21 protein-coding genes are annotated in these 20025 nt (G+C 60.3%); 6 read left to right on the forward strand and 15 right to left on the reverse strand.

Annotated features, from left to right (window positions below):
- Nucleotides 1–42: 42 nt before the first annotated feature.
- Both Q7V03_RS14105 and efp read right to left on the reverse strand, forming a co-directional pair.
- Nucleotides 43–858: an inositol monophosphatase gene (locus Q7V03_RS14105; protein WP_304926231.1), complete on the reverse strand. Its 816-nt coding sequence runs from the start codon at nt 856–858 to the stop codon at nt 43–45.
- A gap of 70 nt (nt 859–928) precedes the next feature.
- The gene (gene efp / locus Q7V03_RS14110; RefSeq protein WP_304926232.1) at nt 929–1492 is read right to left on the reverse strand and encodes an elongation factor P; all 564 of its coding nucleotides are present in this window, start codon (nt 1490–1492) and stop codon (nt 929–931) included.
- 215 nt (nt 1493–1707) lie between these two features.
- Between efp and Q7V03_RS14115 the strand changes: the two genes are divergently transcribed.
- Nucleotides 1708–2034 (forward strand): DUF6280 family protein, encoded by a 327-nt coding sequence (locus Q7V03_RS14115; protein ID WP_299482235.1) that lies wholly within the window; start codon nt 1708–1710, stop codon nt 2032–2034.
- Nucleotides 2035–2131: 97 nt separating this feature from the next.
- On the opposite strand, the gene Q7V03_RS14120 is transcribed toward Q7V03_RS14115, so the two are convergent.
- The 4 genes from Q7V03_RS14120 to Q7V03_RS14135 form a co-directional block, all read right to left on the reverse strand.
- Nucleotides 2132–2932 carry a hypothetical protein gene (locus Q7V03_RS14120; RefSeq protein WP_304926233.1) on the reverse strand — a complete coding sequence of 267 codons (801 nt, stop codon included), beginning with the start codon at nt 2930–2932 and terminating at the stop codon, nt 2132–2134.
- 189 nt (nt 2933–3121) lie between these two features.
- Nucleotides 3122–4516 carry a TolC family outer membrane protein gene (locus Q7V03_RS14125; RefSeq protein WP_304926234.1) on the reverse strand — a complete coding sequence of 465 codons (1395 nt, stop codon included), beginning with the start codon at nt 4514–4516 and terminating at the stop codon, nt 3122–3124.
- Nucleotides 4517–4592: 76 nt separating this feature from the next.
- Nucleotides 4593–5231, reverse strand: a complete 639-nt coding sequence (locus Q7V03_RS14130) for a protein-L-isoaspartate O-methyltransferase (RefSeq protein ID WP_304926235.1) — start codon at nt 5229–5231, stop codon at nt 4593–4595.
- A 109-nt stretch (nt 5232–5340) separates the two neighbouring features.
- A complete protein-coding gene (locus Q7V03_RS14135; RefSeq protein ID WP_304926236.1) occupies nt 5341–5949 on the reverse strand; it encodes a hypothetical protein in 609 nt (202 codons plus the stop codon).
- Nucleotides 5950–6161: 212 nt separating this feature from the next.
- Here Q7V03_RS14135 and Q7V03_RS14140 point away from each other — a divergent pair, with 212 nt between their 5' ends.
- The gene (locus Q7V03_RS14140; protein WP_304926237.1) at nt 6162–6335 is read left to right on the forward strand and encodes a hypothetical protein; all 174 of its coding nucleotides are present in this window, start codon (nt 6162–6164) and stop codon (nt 6333–6335) included.
- 197 nt (nt 6336–6532) lie between these two features.
- On the opposite strand, the gene Q7V03_RS14145 is transcribed toward Q7V03_RS14140, so the two are convergent.
- From Q7V03_RS14145 to Q7V03_RS14180, 8 genes are all read right to left on the reverse strand, one after another.
- Nucleotides 6533–8152: an AMP-binding protein gene (locus Q7V03_RS14145; protein WP_304926238.1), complete on the reverse strand. Its 1620-nt coding sequence runs from the start codon at nt 8150–8152 to the stop codon at nt 6533–6535.
- Nucleotides 8152–8556: a RidA family protein gene (locus tag Q7V03_RS14150; protein ID WP_304926239.1), complete on the reverse strand. Its 405-nt coding sequence runs from the start codon at nt 8554–8556 to the stop codon at nt 8152–8154. The genes Q7V03_RS14145 and Q7V03_RS14150 overlap by 1 nt, the downstream gene beginning before the upstream one ends.
- Nucleotides 8553–8963 carry a thioesterase family protein gene (locus Q7V03_RS14155; protein ID WP_304926240.1) on the reverse strand — a complete coding sequence of 137 codons (411 nt, stop codon included), beginning with the start codon at nt 8961–8963 and terminating at the stop codon, nt 8553–8555. The genes Q7V03_RS14150 and Q7V03_RS14155 overlap by 4 nt, the downstream gene beginning before the upstream one ends.
- Nucleotides 8960–10096 (reverse strand): acyl-CoA dehydrogenase family protein, encoded by a 1137-nt coding sequence (locus tag Q7V03_RS14160; RefSeq protein WP_304926241.1) that lies wholly within the window; start codon nt 10094–10096, stop codon nt 8960–8962. Before Q7V03_RS14160 ends, Q7V03_RS14155 begins: the two co-directional genes overlap by 4 nt.
- Nucleotides 10097–10199: 103 nt before the next feature.
- Nucleotides 10200–11021 (reverse strand): enoyl-CoA hydratase family protein, encoded by an 822-nt coding sequence (locus tag Q7V03_RS14165; protein WP_304926242.1) that lies wholly within the window; start codon nt 11019–11021, stop codon nt 10200–10202.
- A complete protein-coding gene (locus Q7V03_RS14170) occupies nt 11018–11449 on the reverse strand; it encodes a MarR family winged helix-turn-helix transcriptional regulator (protein WP_304926243.1) in 432 nt (143 codons plus the stop codon). The genes Q7V03_RS14165 and Q7V03_RS14170 overlap by 4 nt, the downstream gene beginning before the upstream one ends.
- On the reverse strand, nt 11446–12216 hold the full coding sequence (locus tag Q7V03_RS14175) for an SDR family NAD(P)-dependent oxidoreductase (protein ID WP_304926244.1): 771 nt from the start codon (nt 12214–12216) through the stop codon (nt 11446–11448). Before Q7V03_RS14175 ends, Q7V03_RS14170 begins: the two co-directional genes overlap by 4 nt.
- Nucleotides 12213–14495 carry a bifunctional salicylyl-CoA 5-hydroxylase/oxidoreductase gene (locus tag Q7V03_RS14180; protein ID WP_304926245.1) on the reverse strand — a complete coding sequence of 761 codons (2283 nt, stop codon included), beginning with the start codon at nt 14493–14495 and terminating at the stop codon, nt 12213–12215. Before Q7V03_RS14180 ends, Q7V03_RS14175 begins: the two co-directional genes overlap by 4 nt.
- 105 nt (nt 14496–14600) lie before the next feature.
- On the opposite strand from Q7V03_RS14180, the gene Q7V03_RS14185 reads away from it, so the two are divergent.
- The 4 genes from Q7V03_RS14185 to Q7V03_RS14200 all read left to right on the forward strand — a co-directional run bounded on the left by Q7V03_RS14185 (nt 14601) and on the right by Q7V03_RS14200 (nt 19133).
- Nucleotides 14601–15359: an enoyl-CoA hydratase-related protein gene (locus Q7V03_RS14185; RefSeq protein ID WP_304926246.1), complete on the forward strand. Its 759-nt coding sequence runs from the start codon at nt 14601–14603 to the stop codon at nt 15357–15359.
- Complete coding sequence (locus Q7V03_RS14190; protein WP_304926247.1) at nt 15359–16483, forward strand: 3-hydroxyacyl-CoA dehydrogenase NAD-binding domain-containing protein; 1125 nt, start codon at nt 15359–15361, stop codon at nt 16481–16483. Before Q7V03_RS14185 ends, Q7V03_RS14190 begins: the two co-directional genes overlap by 1 nt.
- Nucleotides 16484–16488: 5 nt before the next feature.
- Nucleotides 16489–17613, forward strand: a complete 1125-nt coding sequence (locus Q7V03_RS14195; RefSeq protein ID WP_304926248.1) for an aminotransferase class V-fold PLP-dependent enzyme — start codon at nt 16489–16491, stop codon at nt 17611–17613.
- Between the two features lie 233 nt (nt 17614–17846).
- A complete protein-coding gene (locus Q7V03_RS14200; protein ID WP_304926249.1) occupies nt 17847–19133 on the forward strand; it encodes an O-acetylhomoserine aminocarboxypropyltransferase/cysteine synthase family protein in 1287 nt (428 codons plus the stop codon).
- Between the two features lie 126 nt (nt 19134–19259).
- On the opposite strand, the gene Q7V03_RS14205 is transcribed toward Q7V03_RS14200, so the two are convergent.
- Nucleotides 19260–19949 carry an SIMPL domain-containing protein gene (locus Q7V03_RS14205; RefSeq protein WP_304926250.1) on the reverse strand — a complete coding sequence of 230 codons (690 nt, stop codon included), beginning with the start codon at nt 19947–19949 and terminating at the stop codon, nt 19260–19262.
- Between the last annotated feature and the right edge of the window lie 76 nt (nt 19950–20025).

A 20025-nucleotide genomic window follows, 5' to 3' on the forward strand; every position in this document is an offset into this window, starting at 1 on the left:
ATCCCCGCCTCAGGCATCCGCCGCCTCAGGCCGCGCAACAGATCAATCTTCCAAAGCCACATAATCCCGCGCCACCCGGCTCCAAGTCGCTTCCGAATTGGCCACCACCAACACCCCAGCCCGCCGCGCCAGATCATACGCGCCGCCATCCAGAAACCGCGCCACGCCGCCCGCCGCCTGCACCGCCAGCACGCCGGCCGCATGGTCCCACGGATGCGGCTGCGGCCCCGAGATCACGAATTCCACATGCCCCTGCGCCATCAGCCGATATTCATGGCACGAGCAGCGCAAACTGGTCACGCGGCCATAAGACAACCCCGCCAGCACCGCCGCCCGCTTTCGATCCGCCGCAAACAGCCCCACCGGAATGAAGCCACACATCTGCGCCGGATCGCTGACCCCAGACACCGCCAACACCTGCGCCCGCCCATTCGCCTGTACGAACCGCGCAGGCCCGCCCGCGCTCACCTCAACCCAGTCATCCAGTAAAGGATCATACAGCAGCCCATATTGCGTCACCCCATCCTGCACCGCCACCGCGATCATGCCAAAGGTCGAGATGCCCTTGGCGAAATTCCAAGTGCCATCGACAGGATCGACGATCACCTGCCACCCCGCACCCGCCATCGCAGCGCGAAGGCGTGGATCTGCCGCAACAGCTTCTTCGCCCAGCACCCGCGCCTCTGGCCAAGTTTCTGCCAAAATCGCCCCAATCAAAGCCTCGGCTTCGGTATCCGCCACCGTCACCAGATCGGCAAAATCGGTTTTCTGCGAAATCTGATCCGCGCCCAAGGCCCGAAATCGCGGCGCCACTGCCGCCTTGCCCGCCGCCCGCAGCGCTTGCAAAATCACGTCCATCACAAACCTCCAAACAAAAGGCCGCCCCAAAAGGACGGCCCCAAATCCTTCACCAAGCAATCGCCAAAGCTTACGCCCTCTCAGAATATTCCATCAATTCGGTATGCACGATGATATCTTCGTCCGGCCCGATAAATGGCGGGATCATGATCCGCACGCCGTTGTCCAAGATCGCAGGCTTAAAGCTGCTCGTCGCCGTCTGGCCCTTTTGCACAGGCTCGGTATCGACCACCTTGCAACGCACTTTTTGCGGCAGGCTGACGTTCAGCGGCTCTTCGCCGTAATAGTTCACCGTCGCCATCATGCCATCTTGCAAGAAGGGGCGACGGTCGCCCAGCAATTCGGCATCAATTTCAACTTGCTCGTAGGTCTCAGAGTCCATGAACACCAAACGCCCATCGGTCTCATACAAAAACTGCTGGTCCTTGTTTTCCAACTCGACCCTTTCGACCTTGTCTTCCGAGCGGAACCGCTCGTTCAACTTGCGGCCATCGCGCAGATTTTTCAACTCTACCTGAGCGAAAGCGCCGCCTTTGCCGGGTTTGACATGGTTGACCTTGACCGCAGCCCAAAGCCCGCCGTCATGTTCCATGATGAAGCCCGGTTTGATTTCGTTTCCGTTGATCTTCGGCATTTGTGGTAAAACCTTGTCAAAAGGTTGAAGTTAAACAAGCGCCCCCTATATAACGTGTTACGTTTGCAAGCAAGACGACTAGATACGGTAGACACACTCGCAAGCCATGCGCCATGCGCATGACAGATATGCGAAAGATAAACCCCCGAATCGTTATCAAAACGTTACAAGCACGAAGTTACGGAAATACAAGAGCAAGAAAAAAGGAACATGTGATGTTGGGTACGGTTGACAGCACAGCCTTCAACTTTGAACAAGGCCAGCGGGCGCGCAAGCTTTTTGCGGCGGTGGTTTTGGCTGCTTTGGATGATGCCATTGCAGATGACAAGAAATACGGCAACGGCCCCGATCAAATCGCCCGTTGGGCACGCTCGCGCGATGGTCGTGAAGTGTTGTCCTGCGCCGGGATCGACCCGAATGAACGCGTGGTCAAGGGGCTGATGGAATTCGTGTCAAAAGGCGTGCGCACTTCGGTGGCACTGTCGCGCGAAGAATCCGAGCGCCGTCATGCGCTGGAGTTGGAGCATGCAGAAGCGGCATAAGCTGTCTCTGCATTAAGAATAGAAAAACGCGCCTTGTGGCGCGTTTTTTATTTGGGATCATTGGGTTACAGTCAGCCCCCGCCTGCGCCACCTGAATCTATTCAAACTCTTGCGCGGCCAGCGCCCGCGCGATTTCGGCCCGCACCAGCTTGCGAATATTCCGGGTGATCCGCTCGCCCATTTTGCCCGCAAGTTCTTCGCGCAGCATGTCGCGCACCAACTCACGCAGTACATCTTCATCAAACCGCATTGCCTGATCGAACGCTTCGTCGTCGTCCGCCGCATCCGGCTTCGCAAGTGCCGCCAGCACGCTGGCTTCGGCGGCATCGGCCCAGACTGGGTCTGGCTCTACCGTGCCACGCAGCGGCGCGGTGGTGGCTTCAGCCTCATCGTCTTGCGCGATCTCATCCTCTTGCGCCCAAGCCGGAGTTTGCGCCGGGGCAGCCGCCTCGGCCGCGTGATACTCAAAGGGATCATGCGGCTCCAAGTCGTCCTCATTCGACGCCAGCGGCTCATCCACCAACACGTCATCAGCAGGCAGCGACCATGGATTGACCAAACCCATATCCGGCTGGGGTGCACAATCGCCGGTTTCGGCTTCCCAATCATCCGGGCTTGCGTCGACCGCAGCCCCTACGCTGGCAACGACGTCGCCCAAACCACTGCGCGGCGCATCCATCAGATTTGTGCGCGGCACCGCCACGAACATCGGCAGCGGGGCTGCCAAAGGCTCTGGCACCTCAGCCTCGGTCTGCACCACCCGCAACGCCGGGGTCAGGATCAGTTTATCTCCCGCAGCCGCCGCCAGCTTTGGGGTGGGCCGCATGTCATCCGACACCAGCCTGCGGATAGAGGACAGCACATCCTCAATTTCGGTCGAACTCAACGGCTCTGACATCAACGGCGCCCTACGCATTTCAAACCCAGTTATTCATCGTCAGTCTAGCGACAGAAGCCACGCCTGACAAGGAATTGGCGCATTACCGAGAACGATCAAGCGGATAGACTGCTGACGAGTTTAACGAAAACGGCCCCCGCACCGCATCCGGGCAGGGGCCGCTGACACCTTAAGCAAATCTGAAACGGCTCAGTTGCCGATTTTCTCTAGGATCTTGTCCAGCCGCTTGCCGCGCGTCGAAGTCAGCGGGGCTTTCTTGATGGCGGTGTAATAAGCTTCTGGATCATAAGTGGTGATGCCAAGGTTCAACTGCTCCGCCGTCAACTGCCCCATGGTGGACAGCAGTTGATAAACGCCCACATAGCGGCTGGCTTCCGATTGCAGCTTGTCGGCGCGCGCGCTCAGCAGTTCCTGTTCGGCGTCCAGCACGTCCAAAGTGGTGCGCGCGCCCAACGTGGCTTCCTCGCGCACGCCGTCAAATGCCTTTTGTGCCGCCGTCACTTGCAAGCCCCCGGCTTGGATCGAGGCCTGCTGCACGATCACGTTCGACCAGGCATTGCCAACGGCTTCCGACACTTCGACCACCGCCTGCAACTGCGCCGCCGCCGAAGATTCTTTGCCCGCCAAGGCTCGCCGATACAAAGCCGAGCGTTCGCCGCCCTGATAGAGTGTATCGCTGAACTTCACCCCGGCCACGGCATTGCCCGAGCCCGACAGCCAATCCTCGCTGACCATCAAAGAGCTGCTGACCGTCGGCAGGAAAGCGGCTTCGGCGATTTTGACCCGAATGTCTGAAATCTTCACCTCATGCCCGGCCTGTTTGATCACCGGATGGTTGCGCACCGCAATCGCGCGCGCGGCTTCTTCGGATTTTGCGGCAACCGGCAGCTTCGGCAGGCCCGCCAGCTTGCCGGGATAATGGCCAATCGTCGCTTTATAGCGTTCCCGCGCGGCTTCCAGCGCCCCTTGCGCCGCAGCCAGACCCGATTGCGCCGCAGCCTGCCGCGCTTCGGCCAAAGACACATCGGTCAGCGTCACTTCGCCAACATCAAAACGATCTTTTGCCGCCTGCAATTCCTGGCTGATCAGCCGCACGTTGGATTCGCGCAAAGCCACAGTCTCGATCTGCAAACGCACATCCACATAGGCTGAAACCGCCGACAGCAACACTTGCTGCTCGACATTCACCAAAGCCTCCCGCGTCGACAGCACACTTTCCCGCGCCACATCGATGGCCATCTTGCCACGCCCGCCCGCATAGATCAGAAACGTCGCGCTCAGTTGTGCCGAGGCATCGGCGGATTCAGCATAGGCTGGAAGGCTTTGCCCCAAAGTACTGCGAAATGGCAAGTCATTGTCCTGCTTGGTCCATGTCGCCTGCGTGGCAAAACTGATCACAGGGCGCAGTTGCGCCAAAGCCACCGCGGCATCTTCATCCGCCGCCCGTAACACAGCCTGATTTCTATCCAGCAGATGCGATGTCTTGTAGGCAGAGATCAGCGCATCCGCCAAAGTCTCTGACTCCGCGGCGGGGGCCGCCACCATCGCCGCCGTCACCGCCACTGCTGCCCAAAACTTCTGCATCACGACCTCATATGTAGCTGCGCGTTTTGCGCTTGTTGTCAGCGGCCAGACCCGGTCCAGCCGCCACGTCTATTGTTTACAGCGCAAAGGCCGAAGCCTTGGCAAATCCCGGCAAAATCGGTGCCGTAGCGTTAAACGAAAACCGCCAAGTCACCCGACCGTCAGCCTTATGGCCGATTTTCACCGACCCAAGCGCGCCCTGCATGAAAATCGCGGCAATCCGGCCACCTTCGGCCAGTTGCGCAAGCAGCGCCTCGGGCACCTGCTGCACGCCGCCCTCAATCAGGATCACATCATACGATCCCGCCGCGCCATCCTCCAGCGGCCCGGTCACCACCGAGACTTTGCCCGCGCCAAAAGTCGCCTGCGCCGCGCCCGCCAGCCCCGCATCGGACTCAACCATCACCACCGAAGCCAGCATCCGCCCCAGCACCGCAGCGCCATAGCCCAGACCACCCGCGATATACAAAGCGCGGTCGCTTGGTTGCACATCCAGCGCCTCCAGCATCTTGGCCAAAGTGCGGGCTTCCACCATCACCCGACCATTGCCGATCTCAAGGTTCTCACCGACGTAAGCCGCTTCGGATTTTGAGTGTGGCACATAGGCCTCGCGCGGCACCGCAAGCATCGCCGCGATAATGGGAAATTTTGTGACGTCGGACGGGCGCACCTGAGTGTCGACCATCATCACGCGGCGGGCAGAAAAATCGCTCATTTGGCTAAACTCACCAGTCTAGATTGCGTCTGTTTTGTCTTGCCACATCTGACCCGACAGAGCAACGGCCCATCGCAACCGCGCATAGATTGTGACGAAGTGTTGCCCGTTAAACCGCAGGTGCGCCGCTAAATTTGGCACCCGCCCAAGTTGCCGCCCGTGTGTCCAACTCTTTGAATTTCACCGTTGCAGCCTCCAACTTCGCCCGCCAGACCGGATCAGGCTGCTGGCCTTGCGTCACTTTGAAGAACACCTGCAACAGGCAGGCAATCGCAAAGGGCTCAATCAGCGCCGCTGTCACCGCCCAGTCAAACAAAATGGCAAACACAAACCCGCCCGCCGACCATGACCCGGAGATCAGGCAAACCACCAAAGCCGCCGGGGCCAGCATCACCAGAAACACCACGAACGACAGCCCACAGCTGAACAGGGTCAGCCAAGCCGCATTGATCAACAAGGGCTTGGCGTTCTGCGCATACAGCACCAAGCCGTCCTGCGCCGGACTCCAAGGATTTTCTGCCTCGGTCCTGATGCCATGCGCCAAAATCACCTCATCGATCAGCCCAACCGAGACTTTCAGATCGGCCCGCACCACCCCCATCGTTTGATCCGCTTTTGGGATAGGCACGATACCCAAAATCCCCTGCATCAGCCCGATGATCACCCCCACCACGCCCTTGATCAACCGATCCAGCGCAAGAAGCGCGGTCTTGCGCATCAGCCCAAGCGCCTGCGCCAGCGAAAAATCTCACAGATAAAGCTCCAAAACTGTCTGCCGAATACCCGGCTAGAATCTGCCTGAGCGGCGTGCAATGCAAGAAAATTTATCATCGCGATTTCAGGGCAAGTCTTCGCGCAAGGGCAGATCGAAACCGATCCTTAACCCCTGCCCCACATCCTATTCAGACAAAGCCGCAACAGGAGAATCCTATGCAAAACCTAAGTCCCGCCGATGAACTCTGCGAAATCCGCGCCGCCGTCGCGCGCCTGCAAGCGCGTGAGGCGAGCCTTTGCGCCACCCTGCAACACGCGGCCCAAACACCAACGCTGCCCACGCCCCGCCCCGGCTGGCCGATCCGGCGTAACGCGGCAGAATTGCATTAAGCGATCTGCGCAAAACGCTGTTCCCGGCGGTGCAAAATCGCAGCCCAAGCGGCACAACCACAATATGTTGTGGAAAATGCCCTCAAAACTGCCCAGAAATACAAGCCACTCCCAGCTGGGAAGACGTTCAGGCGAACAGCACCCGGTCTGCAAACATGGGCAACACTTCGGAAGGCAACACTCTGGAAGGCAGCACCCTAAGCCCCGTCCCTCAGCCGGAACCGCTGAATTTTCCCGGTTTGGGTTTTCGGCAAAGCCTGCACAAAATGCACCGCGCGTGGATATTTATACGGCGCAATCACCCGCTTCACATGATCCTGCAACGCCTTGATCATCACAGCATCGCCCACTCGCCCCTGCGCCAACACCACATGCGCCTCGACAATCTGCCCACGTTCCTCATCCGCCCGCCCGATCACCGCACATTCCAGCACATCGGGGTGCGACAACAGTGCCGCCTCCACCTCTGGCCCCGCGATGTTATAGCCCGACGAGATAATCATATCGTCCGAGCGCGCGGCAAAGTGGAACCGCCCCTCGTCATCCTGCCAGAAGCTATCCCCGGTCAGGTTCCAGCCATCCCGCACATATTTCCCTTGCCGATCATCCGCCAAGTACCGACACCCCGTAGGCCCGCGCACCGCCAAGCGGCCCACTTCACCGCGCGGCAGTTCTGCCATATCCGGCCCCACAACCCGCGCTTCATAGCCCTTAACCGGCCGCCCCGTGCAACCCGGTTGGTGATCTTCAAACCGATTGGTCAGGAAAATGTGCAACATCTCGGTGGCACCAATGCCATCCAGCATCGGCTTGCCGGTCTTCGCCATCCATTCTTCATAGACCGGCGCAGGCAAAGTCTCCCCCGCAGAGACCGCCGCGCGCAAAGATGACAAATCCGCCCCCTCCGCCATCGCCTTCAGCATCACCCGATAGGCCGTGGGCGCGGTAAAACACACTGTCGCTTTGTGGGTCTGGATCAGCTCAATCATATTGCCCGGCGTCGCCTGCTCCAACAAAGCCGCCGCCGCACCAAACCGCAAGGGGAACACCGCAAGACCGCCCAGACCAAAAGTGAACGCCAGAGGCGGGCTGCCTACAAACACATCTTCCGGCGTGACGTTCAAAACCTCTTTCGCATACCCATCCGCGATGATCAGAATATCGCGGTGAAACGCCATCGCGCCCTTCGGCTCTCCGGTCGTCCCCGAGGTAAACCCGATCAGCGCCACATCATCACGCCCCACCGGCGGCGGGCTAAACCGTACCGATTTCGACAAAGCTGCCCGGTCCAGCTCCGCATCATGGTTCGCCGTGCCGTCAAAGCCGACCACGGTTTTCAGAAACCCCGAGGTCTTGGCGCAAGTCACCAACTCCTCCATCAACCTTGTGTCGCACAGGGCCAAAGCGATCTCGGCTTTATCGACAATCTGCACCAGCTCGCCCGCCCGCAGCATCGGCATGGTGTTGACCACCACCGCCCCGGCCTTGGTCGCGGCCAACCAACAGGCCACCATCGCAGGATTGTTGGCAGAGCGAATAAGCACACGATTGCCGGGTTTTATGCCGTAATCCTCAACCAACACATGCGCCAAACGGTTCGACCAATCAGTCAGTTCTTTATAGGTACGCTGCCGCCCGTTTCCGATCAAAGCCGTGTGGTCGCCAAAGCCCTTTTCGACCATCCGATCCGTCAGCTCGACCGCTGCGTTCAGATACTCGGGGTAATCAAAGCCCTCCAGCAGAAACTCTGGCTGCTGATCAGCAGGTGGCAAACGGTCACGGGTGAACGTATCACTATGCCCAGTCGGCCCCAACATCACACAGCCTCCGGAATAACGGCGGTCGCCTCAATCTCAACTTTCGCGCGGTCCTCGACCAAAGCCACCACCTGCACCAGCGCCATCGCCGGATAATGCCGCCCGATCACGTCTTTGTAAATCGCACCCAGGCCCTTCAGATTGCTTAGATATTCGTTCTTATCGGTGACATACCACGTCAAACGTACAAGATGCTCGGGCCGCGCCCCGGCGCAAGCCAGCACTTCGACAATCCCCCGCAACGCCGTCTCAACCTGGCCCACAAAATCATCGGTTTCAAACTCTTGATCGACGTTCCAACCGATCAGGCCGCCAGTGAAAACCATCCGTCCCGAGGCCGCCATGCCATTGGCATAGCCCCGTGCAGGCTTCCAGTTTTTCGGGTGCAAAACCTCATGACTCATGCCGCGTCCTCCATATATGCCATCAGGCGCGCCCGCATCGCGTCGGGCCAAGCCGCCGCTTTCATGCCGTCGATCCACACCAAAGTCAGCGCCACGCGCAGTCGCAATTCGGCGCCCATATGGCCCGCAATCTTCAAACTGACCGAAGAGCGCCCGATTTTCTCAATCGTCAGTGAAAACAGCACCTTATCGCCAAGACGGGACGGGGCTACAAATTCCGCCGCAAGCGCCACCGTCGGCACACCGTTCGCGGCACCCCGATGCATCGAGGCAAAACTGCGCCCGACCACATCGTTGAAAAAGTTCTCCACGACCGAGTTGGTCATCTCAAAATAGCGCGGATAAAACACGATCCCCGCCGGGTCGCAGTGGTTGAACTCGATCTGAATCTCGCGGGTATAAGTCATCCCAAAATACTCCGCGCGATCACGATGCGCTGCACATCTGACGCACCTTCATAAATCCGCAGCGCCCTGATTTCGCGGTACAAAGCCTCGACTGCAAAGCCATGCCGCACGCCATCACCGCCATGCAGCTGCACCGCCATATCAATCACCTTCTGCGCCGCTTCGGTGGCATAAAGCTTAGCCATTGCGGCCTCCCGGCTGATCCGCGCTGCGCCTTGATCCTTCACCCAAGCCGCGCGGTAGATCAGCAGCGCCGAGGCATCAACCTGCAACGCCATATCCGCCAGATGCCCCTGCACCATCTGCAATTCGCTTAACGCCGCACCCTGAATCCGACGGTTTTGAACGCGTGTCAAAGCCTCATCCAGTGCGCGCCGCGCAAAGCCCAAAGCCGCAGCGCCAACGGTAGAGCGGAACACATCCAACACCGACATCGCGATCTTAAAGCCGTCCCCGGCCCGCCCGATCAGCGCGGTTTCCGGCAACACAACTTCCTGCAACGCCAAATGCGCCAGTGGATGCGGCGCAATCACTTCGATCCGCTCTACCACCCGCAACCCAGGCGTATCGGCAGGCAACAAAAACGCCGATAGCCCCTTCGCGCCCAGAGCCTCGCCCGTCCGCGCGATGATCACATAGACATCGGCAATCCCGCCGTTCGAGATATAGGTCTTCTCGCCGTTCAGCACCCAGCCCTGCGGCCCCGGCACCGCAGTGGTGCTGGTCGCCGCCACATCCGACCCCGATGCCGGTTCAGTCAAAGCAAATCCCGAAATCGCCGTTCCCGCGCGCGTCCGCCCCAACCATTCGCGCTGCACATCCGAACCAAACAGCGACACCGCCCCCATGCCAAGCCCCTGCATTGCAAAGGCAAAATCTGCCAACCCATCATGGCGGGCCAAAATCTCGCGGATCAGACACAGACTGCGCACGTCCAGGTTTTCGCCGATCCCTGCGCCAGAGTGCTGCAGCCAACCGCCCGCCCCCAGCATCGCCACCAGCCCCCGGCACGCCGCATCGACATCACCATGATCAACGGGCAGATGCACCGCAGCCCAAGCCTCCAAAGCCGCCGCCAACGCCCGATGACGGTCCTCAAAAAACGGCCAGCTTAGAAAACTTTGGTCCGACATAGTTCATCCTCTGCGCTCAAATATTCCAGGTGCCTATTGGTTTTGCCATTGGCTCAAGAAACCAATAGACGGGGGCAGTACCCCGGGGCTTGCCAAAGGCGCATCAATCCCCCGCGAAAACCGGCTTTTGCTTGGCCACGAACGCGCGATAAGCGCGTTCAAAATCTTTCGTCTGCATACAGATCGCTTGCGCCTGCGCTTCGGCTTCAATCGCCGCCAGCAGACCCATGTCCCATTCCTGCAACAATTGCGTCTTGGTCACGCCATGCGCAAAGCACGGACCCGCCGCCAAGCGCCGCGCCAGCACCAGCGCCTCGGCTTCCAGCGCATCGACACCGTGCAAAGCATTCCAGAAGCCCCAGCGCTCGCCTTCTGCCGCCGTCATCACCCGGCCCGTGTACAGCAATTCCGCAGCCCGACCCTGCCCGATAATCCGCGGCAGCATCGCGCACGCCCCCATATCGCAGCCCGCAAGCCCGACCCGGGTGAACAAAAATGCGCATTTCGCCTCCGGCGTCGCCAGCCGCAGATCGGCGGCCATCGCAAGGATCGCCCCTGCGCCCACGGCCACGCCATCCACCGCCGCAATGATCGGTTTGCCGCAGGAAATCATCGCCTTGACCAAATCTCCGGTCATCCGGGTAAACGCCAGCAAATCCTTCATCGGCAGCCCGATCAGCGGCCCGATGATATCATGCACATCGCCGCCCGAGCAGAAATTACCACCGTTCGACGCCAGCACCACCACATCGACATCCGTCGCGTAGACCAGATTGCGAAACAAATCGCGCAGCTCGGCATAGCTCTCAAACGTCAGCGGGTTCTTGCGCTCGGGTCGGTTCAACCGCAGCACAGCGACCCGGTCGGTGACGTCCCACAGAAAATGCGCGGGCTTAAAATCCGCCAGTTTGATGCCTTCGGTCATGCTCGGCCCATCCTTTTCAAAATCTCGGTCAGGCTGTCCAAATCTGGCTCTGACAGCCCACCAAACAGCCGATCCACCTCGCGCTCGTGGTCGCTCGCCAGCCCCTCAAAATCCGCCAGACCCTGCGGCGTCAGCGCCACAAACACCGTGCGACGGTCCTGATCGCTTTGGGTGCGCAGAACGAGGCCGTCTTTTTCCAGCCGATCCACCACCGCCGTCGCGTTGCCGTTAGAGACCAGCAGCATCCGGGAAAGCTCTGACATCGTCACGCCATCCCGCCGCCGGTACAGAGCTGCCAGCACGTCAAAACGCGGCAAAGTGGTGTCGTGTTTCACCCGCAGAAACTCGCGCAGGTGCGACTCGGAACTGCGCGTCACCCCCAACATCCGGATCCACATCTTCAGACGCCGCTTTGACAGATCACTCACAATTCCCCCCCCGCAATCGTCAAAGCCTGCCCGTTCACCCCTTCCGAGCCCGGCCCACACAGAAACAACGCCATCGCGGTGACTTCCGAAGGCGCGATCAGCCGCCCCTGCGGGTTCATCGCCGCCAAAACGGCCCGCGCTTCATCCAAGGATTTCCCGGTTTTCTCGGCAATCACCTCAACCGAGTGATCGGTCATCGGCGTGTCGAGAAACCCCGGACAAATCGCATTCACCGTCACCGGACGCTTGGCAATTTCCAAGGCCAAAGACCGCGTCAGCCCAATCACCCCGTGCTTTGCCGCCGCATAGGGGGCGACCTTGGCATAGCCCTTCAGCCCCGCTGTTGACGCCACCGAGATCAACCGCCCCCAGCCCGGCATCTGGTTCAAGCCGTCGCGCAGGGTCAAAAACACCCCCGTCAGGTTCACCGCAATCATCGTATTCCACTGGGCAAGCGAGGTCTTCGCCATCACCGTCGAATCCGCGGCCCCGGCATTGGCGATCACCACATCGCATGGCCCGGCTTGCGCAAACATCGCCCGCACCGAGGCTTCATCGGTCACATCCGCCTGCACCGCCCGGATACCCGGCGACAACAAAGCCACCGCCTGCAACGCCTCGATCCGACGCCCCGCGATCACCACTTCGGCCCCCGCTTGCGCAAAGCCCAGCGCAAGGTTCTCGCCTGCACCCGAGCCGCCCCCGGTGATCAAAACGCGTTTGCCAGCCAGACTGTTACCCGAGAGGATCATACCCGGCCCAGTCATACCCGGATCGGGCCTTCCGACTTCTGCACCAACCGCCGTGCCTGATCACGGCCCGCAAGATAGGGTTTCGGCCATGCGGTGCCTGTGTCGCCCAAGGCCACCGACTGATGCAAAGTCCAATACGGATCGGCCAGATGCACCCGTGCCAAGCAGACCAAATCCGCCCGCCCCGCAAGCAATATCTGGTTCACCTGATCGGCCTCAGTGATATTGCCAACCGCCATCGTCGCAAGTCCCGCCTCATTCTTGATGCGGTCCGAGAAGGGCGTCTGGAACATCCGACCATATACAGGCTTCGCGTCCATCGAGGTCTGCCCCGCCGATACGTCAATAATATCAGCGCCTTCTGCCGCGAACATCTGGGCAATCTGCACAGCCTCCGCAGGCGTCACCCCACCTTCCGCCCAGTCATTGGCAGAAATCCGCACCGACATCGGCTTATGCCCCGGCCAATAGCGCCGCATCTCGCGGAACACTTCCAGCGGATAACGCATCCGGTTTTCCAAACTGCCGCCGTATTCATCTTCCCGCACATTCGACAACGGCGAGATGAACGACGAGATCAGATAGCCATGCGCCGCGTGAAGCTCGATCATGTCGAAATCCGAGCCCTCGGCCATCTCGGTTGCCTTGATGAACTGGCGCAGAACGCTGTCCATATCATCGCGGTCCATGGCTTTCGGGGTCGCATTGCCCTCTTGCCACGGGATTGCAGAAGCGCTGAGCAACGGCCAATTCCCCGACACCAGCGGTGCATCGGCATCGGCCCAGCCGACTTGCGTCGATCCCTTGCGCCCGGAATGACCAATCTGGCAGCAGGTCTTGGCTTTTGTCTCAGCATGGATAAAATCGTTGATCCGCTTCCACGCCAATTCGTGCTTGGGCGTATACAGCCCCGTGCAACCCGGCGTGATCCGGCCATTGGCGGACACGCAGGTCATCTCGGTATACACCAGCCCAGCGCCGCCTTTGGCGCGCTCTGCGTAATGTACGAAATGCCAATCGCCCGGCACGCCTTCGACCGCACGATATTGCGCCATCGGCGACACCACCACGCGGTTTTCCAGCGTCATGCCGCGCAACTGAAACGGCGTGAACATCGGCGCACGGCCAGGCGCACCGCCATATTGTGCTGCAAACCAATCCTCGGCCGATCGCAGCCACGCCGGATCGCGCATCCGCAAATTCTCATGGCTGATCCGCTGCGAACGCGTCAGCAGCGAATAGGCAAACTGCGGCGCGGGCATATCGAGATAACGCTCGACCTCCTCAAACCACTCCAGCGAATTGCGCGCCGCCGATTGCAGCCGCAACACTTCCACCCGTCGCTCTGCCTGATAGCGCTCAAACGCCGCCTCTTTGGTCGGCTCCGAATGCAGATATTCCGCCAAAGCAATCGCGCTATCAAACGCCAGCCGGGTGCCAGAACCGATTGAGAAATGGCTGGTCGCCGTCGCATCGCCCATCAGCACCACATTCTCATGATACCATTGCGCGCAAATCACCCGTGGAAACTGCATCCACACCGCCGAGCCGCGCAAATGCGCCGCGTTCGACATCAGATCATGGCCGCCGAGATGCCGTTCAAAGATCTTGCGGCAGGTTTCCACCGTTTCCTCTTTGGTCATATCCTCGAAGCCCCACAGCTCCCAAGTATCCGGGCTACATTCGACGATGAAGGTCGCGGTATCGGCGTCAAACTGGTAAACATGCGCCCAGACCCAGCCGTATTCGGTTTTCTCGAAGATGAAGGTAAAGGCGTCCTCAAATTTGGCGTGCGTCCCCAGCCAAACAAACTTACACTTGCGCACATCAATATCCGGCTGAAACACCTCGGCATATTCGCGCCGCACAAGACTGTTAAGACCATCCGTCGCCACCACAAGATCATAGTCCTTGCGGTATTCTTCCGCCGATTTGAACTCTGTCTCAAACCGCAGATCGACGCCCAATTCCCGCGCCCGCGCTTGCAGCAGGATCAGCAGCGCCTTACGGCCAATCCCGGCAAAGCCATGCCCGCCCGACACCGTGCGCACACCGTTATGTACGACCGCAATATCGTCCCAATAGGCGAACTGATCGCGAATGGCCTGTGTCGAGATCGGATCGTTCGCAGCCATCCGCCCCAAAGCATCATCCGACAACACCACCCCCCAGCCAAAGGTATCATTGGCTTTGTTACGCTCCATCACCACAACGTCGTGTGAGGCATCGCGCAGCTTCATCGAGATCGCGAAATACAAGCCCGCCGGACCACCGCCCAAACACAGAACCTTCATGGCAATCCCTCCAATGCGTTTGCATCAGCCTGCCATCACGGCAAAACAATTTCAAGCTTGAAATTTCTCGCTTGAAATTTTTCGCCCACCCCGCATAGTGCGTCCATGGAAAACTTGGCTATCACCCCGCACCCATTCTGGCTGCACATCGCGCTGAACCGCCCTGCGGTAAAGAACGCGCTGAACACCGCGACGCTTGCGGCTTTGGCCGATACGCTGACCCAAGCCGCCACCGACCCCAAGATCCGCGCAGTCCTGCTCTCCGGCACCGAGGGCAATTTTGCGGCAGGCGCCGACATCACCGAAATCGAGGCCAAAACCAGCGCGCAGGCCGTCGCCGACCCCCGCAAAGCCTATTGGGCCACGATCCGCGCCTTCCCCAAACCGCTGATCGCCGCAATCGACGGCTTTGCTTTAGGTGGCGGGCTGGAACTCGCCCTGATGGCCGACCTTATCGTTCTGGGCGAAACCGCAAAACTCGGCCTGCCCGAAACCAACCTTGGCCTGATCCCCGGCGCAGGCGGCACCCAGCGGTTGCTGGCGCTTGCAGGCCGCGCCCGCGCCAGCCGGATGATCCTGACCGGGGAAATCATCGACGCGCAAACCGCCCACGCCTGGGGCATCGCTGCCTACCTCACGGAAGGCTCCGCCCTGCCCGACGCCATCAACCTTACCGCAAAACTCAGCCAACGCGCGCCCCTCGCGCTGCAAGCCGCCAAAGCCGCCCTTGTCGCAGGCGACGAAACCGCTCGCGCCTTCGCCTTGGAACGCGCAAATTTTGAATCCCTGATGGACACCGCCGACAAAGCCGAAGGCATCCGCGCCTTCCGCGACAAGCGCAAACCCAGCTTCACAGGCACCTGATGCAGCCCAGCAATAGCCCCAAAATCGGCATCATCGGTCTCGGCACAATGGGCTTAGGGATCGCGCAAATCTTTGTACAGGCTGGTTTTTTCACCATCGCCACCGATGCCCAGCCGCTTGCGCGCGCCAGTGCCCGTCAACGCATGTCCGACGCCCTGAACGCCCGCGTCAGCGCTGAAAAACTCACGCCAGAGGCCCGCGATGCGACGCTGTCCAACCTGCACATCACCGCAAGCATAGCCGAGATCGCGCCCTGCGATCTGGTGATCGAGGCCATCATCGAGCGCCTCGATGCCAAACAGGCGCTCTTTGCCGAACTTGAAACCATCCTGACGCCAAATGCCGTGCTCGCCACCAACACCTCCTCAATCCCCGTAGCAAGCATCGCCAGCACCGCCCGACACCCTGACCGCATCCTTGCGCTGCACTTCTTCAACCCGCCCACCGCGATGAAATTGGTCGAACTCGCCCCCCACGCAGGCACTTCTGCCGCCGCCCTCACGCTCGCCCGCCAGATCACCGAAGCGGCTGGCAAGACCGTCATCCAATGCCCTGACCGCCCCGGCTTCATCGTCAACCGCTGTGCGCGCCCCTATTACGGCGAAGCCCTCGCCCTACTGGAAGAAGGCCACGCCGTGCAAGACATCGACGCCGCGATGATGGCCGCAGGCTACCGTCTTGGCCCCTTCGCGCTGATTGACCTGATCGGTGCCGACATCAACCTTGCGGCCACCGAGGGCCTTGCAAGCGCTATGCAAAACCATCCCCGCTACCACGTCTTCGCAGCCCTGAAAGCCCAAGTCGCCAGCGGCAACTTGGGTCGCAAATCCAGCCAAGGCTTCCTATACCCCGCGCAAGCCATTGCAAAAGCCAACCCCAAAATCGCCCTGCGCATCGAAGCCACCTTAGTCAACGAGGCCGCATGGCTGCTCGCCGAAGGCGGCACCACGCCCGAAGGCATCGACACCGCTTTGAAGCTTGGCCTCAACTTCCCGCGCGGCCCGTTCGAGACCCTCGCCCTTCACACAACCCCAAAAGTCCTCGCCACCCTGCAAAGCCTTGCAGAAAACGCCCCCGAGGCCCTGAAACCCCGCTACGCCCCCGCCCCCTTCCTCACCCGGTGATCCCCATGTCTGACGCCTATTTCCTTTACCATTCCATCGGCATGTATCCCGGCAAGACCGCCGATCTCGCAGCCGCAATGACCGAATTTGCGGGTGTTTGGGGCAAGCCCGATGACAGCCAATGGGCCTATGCCCTTGGAAAACGGCAGAATTTCATCGACCGCTGGCGCGCTATCCTGAACGCCGCCAGCCAATCCATCACCGCCACCGAAAACGTCACCGCCGGTTTCCACGCGCTGTTGACCTCGCTACCGGAAAGCCACCTGAAGGGCCGCAAAGTGCTGATCGGGGCCGATTGCTTCCCGTCCAACCACTTCCTGCTCAATGGCATGGCCGAGAAATACGGCTTCACCCTGCACACCGTGCCCCTGCGCCAAGGCATGGGCTATGTCGAGGATGACGATTTCCTCGAAGCATGGACGCCAGACGTTGGCCTCGCGCTGCTGACATGGGTGTCCTCGCTCACCTCGCACCGCATTGATCTCAAACGCATGGTGGCCCACGGTCGGCGCATGGGCAGCCTGATCGGCACCGATATCACCCAAGCCGCTGGCCTGCTCCCCTATGACGTGATGGCGCCCGAGGTGGATTTCACCGTCTCCACCAGTCTCAAATGGATGTGCGGCACCCCCGGCGCAGGGATCCTCTACGTCAGCCCCCGCCTGACGCCACATTGTCATCCCGAACTGCGCGGCTGGTTCAGCCAGGAAAACCCGTTCAACTGGGACATCACTGCGTTCCAATACGCCCCCGACATTCGCCGTTACGACAGCGGCACCCCCGGCACCATGGCAGCATTGGCCAGCCTACCCGCATTGGACTGGCACGCGACCCAAAACCAAGCTGACCTGCTGGCCCACAACCGCCACCTCACCGCCCGCCTGATCAAGGCCGCCGATGATCTAAACCTCACCCTGCTCACCCCCCGCGCGCCTGAAAAACGCGGCGGCTCGATCATGTTGCGCCTGCCAGAAACCCACAAAGCCGCCGAAATCGTCGGCATCCTGCGCGCCCAACGCATCACCACCGACGCCCGCAGCCAAACCCTTCGCCTCTCACCCGGCAATTTGACGACGATGGCAGGCACCGAAACCCTGATCGCGGCGCTGACAAAACTGCTGCGCCCTTAACCATTCACCTTGGCAAAAATACTCCCGCCGGAGGCTTCAACCTCCCACCAAAAACCCCCGGCGCAGAACAGACCCCTTCCGCCAAAGCCTTAACAAACCCTAAACGCCCAAAACCACCCCTTTGATAAACAACAATTTTCCAAACGGTCCCAACGCGGGACTTCGTCATACTTTCCCGTTGCCCGACTCTGCTGGCCAGCCTACCCTGCGCCCATTCATTCCCGGAGGATACCATGACCGCACCCCTAGGCTTCGATACCCTTGCCATCCACGCAGGCACCGCCCCCGACCCCGCGACGGGCGCGCGGCAGGTCCCGATCTACCAAACCACGGCCTACGTTTTCCGCGACGCCGAACACGCCCGCAAACTTTTCGGCCTGCAAGAAATCGGCTACATCTATTCCCGCCTGACCAACCCCACCGTCTCGGCGCTGGCCGACCGGGTCTGCGCTCTTGAAGGCGGCGCGGGGGCGATCTGCTGCTCCTCAGGTCATGCAGCGCAAATCATGGCGCTGTTTCCCCTGATGGGGCCGGGCCTTAACATCGTCGCCTCGTCGCGGCTTTATGGCGGCACGATCACCCAATTCAGCCAGACCATAAAACGCTTCGGCTGGTCGGCAAAATTCGTTGATACCGAAGACCTGCTGGCGGTCGAACACGCCATTGACGCCAACACCCGCGCGATTTTCTGCGAAACCATCGCCAATCCCGGCGGCTATGTCAGCGACCTCGATGCTCTCGCCCGCATCGCCGATCAGGCGGGCATCCCCTTGATCGTCGACAACACCACCGCCACACCTTATCTCTGCAAACCCATCGAACATGGGGCCACCCTGGTGGTCCATTCCGCCACCAAATACCTGACCGGCAACGGCACGGTCACCGGTGGGGTCGTCGTCGACAGCGGCAAATTCGACTGGTCGGCGAGCGATAAATTCCCCAGCCTCAGCCAACCCGAACCCGCTTATCACGGCCTTACCTTCCATGCGGCATTGGGCGCGATGGCCTTTACCTTCCACTCCATCGCTGTCGGCCTGCGCGATCTCGGGATGACGATGAACCCGCAGGGCGCGCATTACACGCTGATGGGGATTGAAACCCTTGGCCTGCGGATGCAGCGCCATGTTGAGAACGCCAAGATCGTCGCGGAATATCTGGAGCAAGACCCTCGGGTGGAGTTCGTGACCTATGCTGGCCTGGATTCCTCGCCCTACCGCAAACGCGCCGAGTCAATCACCCCTAAGGGTGCAGGGGCGTTGTTCACCTTCGCGGTGAATGGCGGCTATGACGCCTGCGTCAAGCTGGTGGATAATGTGAAACTGTTCAGCCATGTTGCCAACCTCGGCGATACCCGCAGCCTGATCATCCATCCGGCCTCGACCACCCACAGCCAGTTGGACGATGAGGCAAAAATCCGCTCGGGAGCCGCGCCGAATGTGGTGCGTCTGTCGATCGGGATTGAGGATGTGCGCGATATCATCGCCGATCTGGATCAGGCCCTGACGGCGGCTACAGCGTAAAAACCAGCAAGCCCAGACCGTTATCCCGTCTGGGCTTGCTCTTTTTGAAATACTCCCGCCGGAGGCTTCTAAGGCAAGTCTCGGATGCCTCCGGCGGGGATATTTATGAACAGATGAAACGCAAAGTTACTCCACGATCGCGTAGGTGATCGTCACGGAAGCCGTCATACCGATCTGACCAGAGGCCACAGGCACCGCCGAAGCCGCTTTGGATTCGTCGCGGAACATCGGCATCGGCGCACCGTAACCTGCGCTTTCGGCGATCGTCTCGATCTTGCCCAGTTTCACACCTGCTGCCGTGGTCAGTAATTCAGCGCGGGCCTTCGCGTCAGCGACAGCGGCTTTGCGGGCTTCATCTTGCGCCGGGCGCGGGGCCGCAAGATCAAAGGTGATGCCGTTCAGCGTGTTCGCGCCATCGGTGATGCTGGCATCCAGCACAGTGCCCAGCGTATCCAACGCCCGCACCCGCACGCTGAGCATGTTCGAGGCCACATAGCCTGCGATTTTCGGGGTTTGGCCCGCATCATAGCCGACCCAATTCGGGTTCAGCGACAGGTTTGAGGTTTGCAGATCGCGGTCTTCGATCCCCGCCGATTTCAAACGGTCAATCACGGCTTGCAGCGCCTTGGAATTGGCCGCCATCGCCTCGGCTGCCGACGAACCATCTGTGGTGACACCCAGCGAGATCGTCGCCATATCGGGGGTGACCTGAACCGTGCCTTCACCCGTCACGGTGATCACATTTTCGGCAAGGGCCGGGGCCGCAATCGGCAGGACGAAAGCGGCAGACAGCAGCAGGGCATTAAGAACACGCATGGGAACCTCCAAATGTTATACGTCTTAGGTGTAATGCTATGACGGGCGCCGCAAGCCATTCCTTGGCGGTCTACCT

This window comes from Cypionkella sp. (assembly GCF_030652235.1).
Taxonomy (GTDB): domain Bacteria; phylum Pseudomonadota; class Alphaproteobacteria; order Rhodobacterales; family Rhodobacteraceae; genus Cypionkella.

What these genes read in the sequence shown, in the direction of transcription:
- Q7V03_RS14105 (WP_304926231.1), bottom strand. Translation starts at nt 858, where the DNA reads ATGGACGTGATTTTGCAAGCGCTGCGGGCGGCGGGCAAGGCGGCAGTG.
- Q7V03_RS14130 (WP_304926235.1), bottom strand. Translation starts at nt 5,231, where the DNA reads ATGAGCGATTTTTCTGCCCGCCGCGTGATGATGGTCGACACTCAGGTG.
- Q7V03_RS14200 (WP_304926249.1), top strand. Translation starts at nt 17,847, where the DNA reads ATGACCGCACCCCTAGGCTTCGATACCCTTGCCATCCACGCAGGCACC.
- Q7V03_RS14135 (WP_304926236.1), bottom strand. Translation starts at nt 5,949, where the DNA reads ATGCGCAAGACCGCGCTTCTTGCGCTGGATCGGTTGATCAAGGGCGTG.
- efp (WP_304926232.1), bottom strand. Translation starts at nt 1,492, where the DNA reads ATGCCGAAGATCAACGGAAACGAAATCAAACCGGGCTTCATCATGGAA.
- Q7V03_RS14180 (WP_304926245.1), bottom strand. Translation starts at nt 14,495, where the DNA reads ATGAAGGTTCTGTGTTTGGGCGGTGGTCCGGCGGGCTTGTATTTCGCG.
- Q7V03_RS14115 (WP_299482235.1), top strand. Translation starts at nt 1,708, where the DNA reads ATGTTGGGTACGGTTGACAGCACAGCCTTCAACTTTGAACAAGGCCAG.
- Q7V03_RS14195 (WP_304926248.1), top strand. Translation starts at nt 16,489, where the DNA reads ATGTCTGACGCCTATTTCCTTTACCATTCCATCGGCATGTATCCCGGC.
- Q7V03_RS14205 (WP_304926250.1), bottom strand. Translation starts at nt 19,949, where the DNA reads ATGCGTGTTCTTAATGCCCTGCTGCTGTCTGCCGCTTTCGTCCTGCCG.
- Q7V03_RS14150 (WP_304926239.1), bottom strand. Translation starts at nt 8,556, where the DNA reads ATGAGTCATGAGGTTTTGCACCCGAAAAACTGGAAGCCTGCACGGGGC.
- Q7V03_RS14125 (WP_304926234.1), bottom strand. Translation starts at nt 4,516, where the DNA reads ATGCAGAAGTTTTGGGCAGCAGTGGCGGTGACGGCGGCGATGGTGGCG.
- Q7V03_RS14160 (WP_304926241.1), bottom strand. Translation starts at nt 10,096, where the DNA reads ATGTCGGACCAAAGTTTTCTAAGCTGGCCGTTTTTTGAGGACCGTCAT.
- Q7V03_RS14190 (WP_304926247.1), top strand. Translation starts at nt 15,359, where the DNA reads ATGCAGCCCAGCAATAGCCCCAAAATCGGCATCATCGGTCTCGGCACA.
- Q7V03_RS14175 (WP_304926244.1), bottom strand. Translation starts at nt 12,216, where the DNA reads ATGACTGGGCCGGGTATGATCCTCTCGGGTAACAGTCTGGCTGGCAAA.
- Q7V03_RS14155 (WP_304926240.1), bottom strand. Translation starts at nt 8,963, where the DNA reads ATGACTTATACCCGCGAGATTCAGATCGAGTTCAACCACTGCGACCCG.
- Q7V03_RS14120 (WP_304926233.1), bottom strand. Translation starts at nt 2,932, where the DNA reads ATGTCAGAGCCGTTGAGTTCGACCGAAATTGAGGATGTGCTGTCCTCT.
- Q7V03_RS14145 (WP_304926238.1), bottom strand. Translation starts at nt 8,152, where the DNA reads ATGTTGGGGCCGACTGGGCATAGTGATACGTTCACCCGTGACCGTTTG.
- Q7V03_RS14140 (WP_304926237.1), top strand. Translation starts at nt 6,162, where the DNA reads ATGCAAAACCTAAGTCCCGCCGATGAACTCTGCGAAATCCGCGCCGCC.
- Q7V03_RS14165 (WP_304926242.1), bottom strand. Translation starts at nt 11,021, where the DNA reads ATGACCGAAGGCATCAAACTGGCGGATTTTAAGCCCGCGCATTTTCTG.
- Q7V03_RS14185 (WP_304926246.1), top strand. Translation starts at nt 14,601, where the DNA reads ATGGAAAACTTGGCTATCACCCCGCACCCATTCTGGCTGCACATCGCG.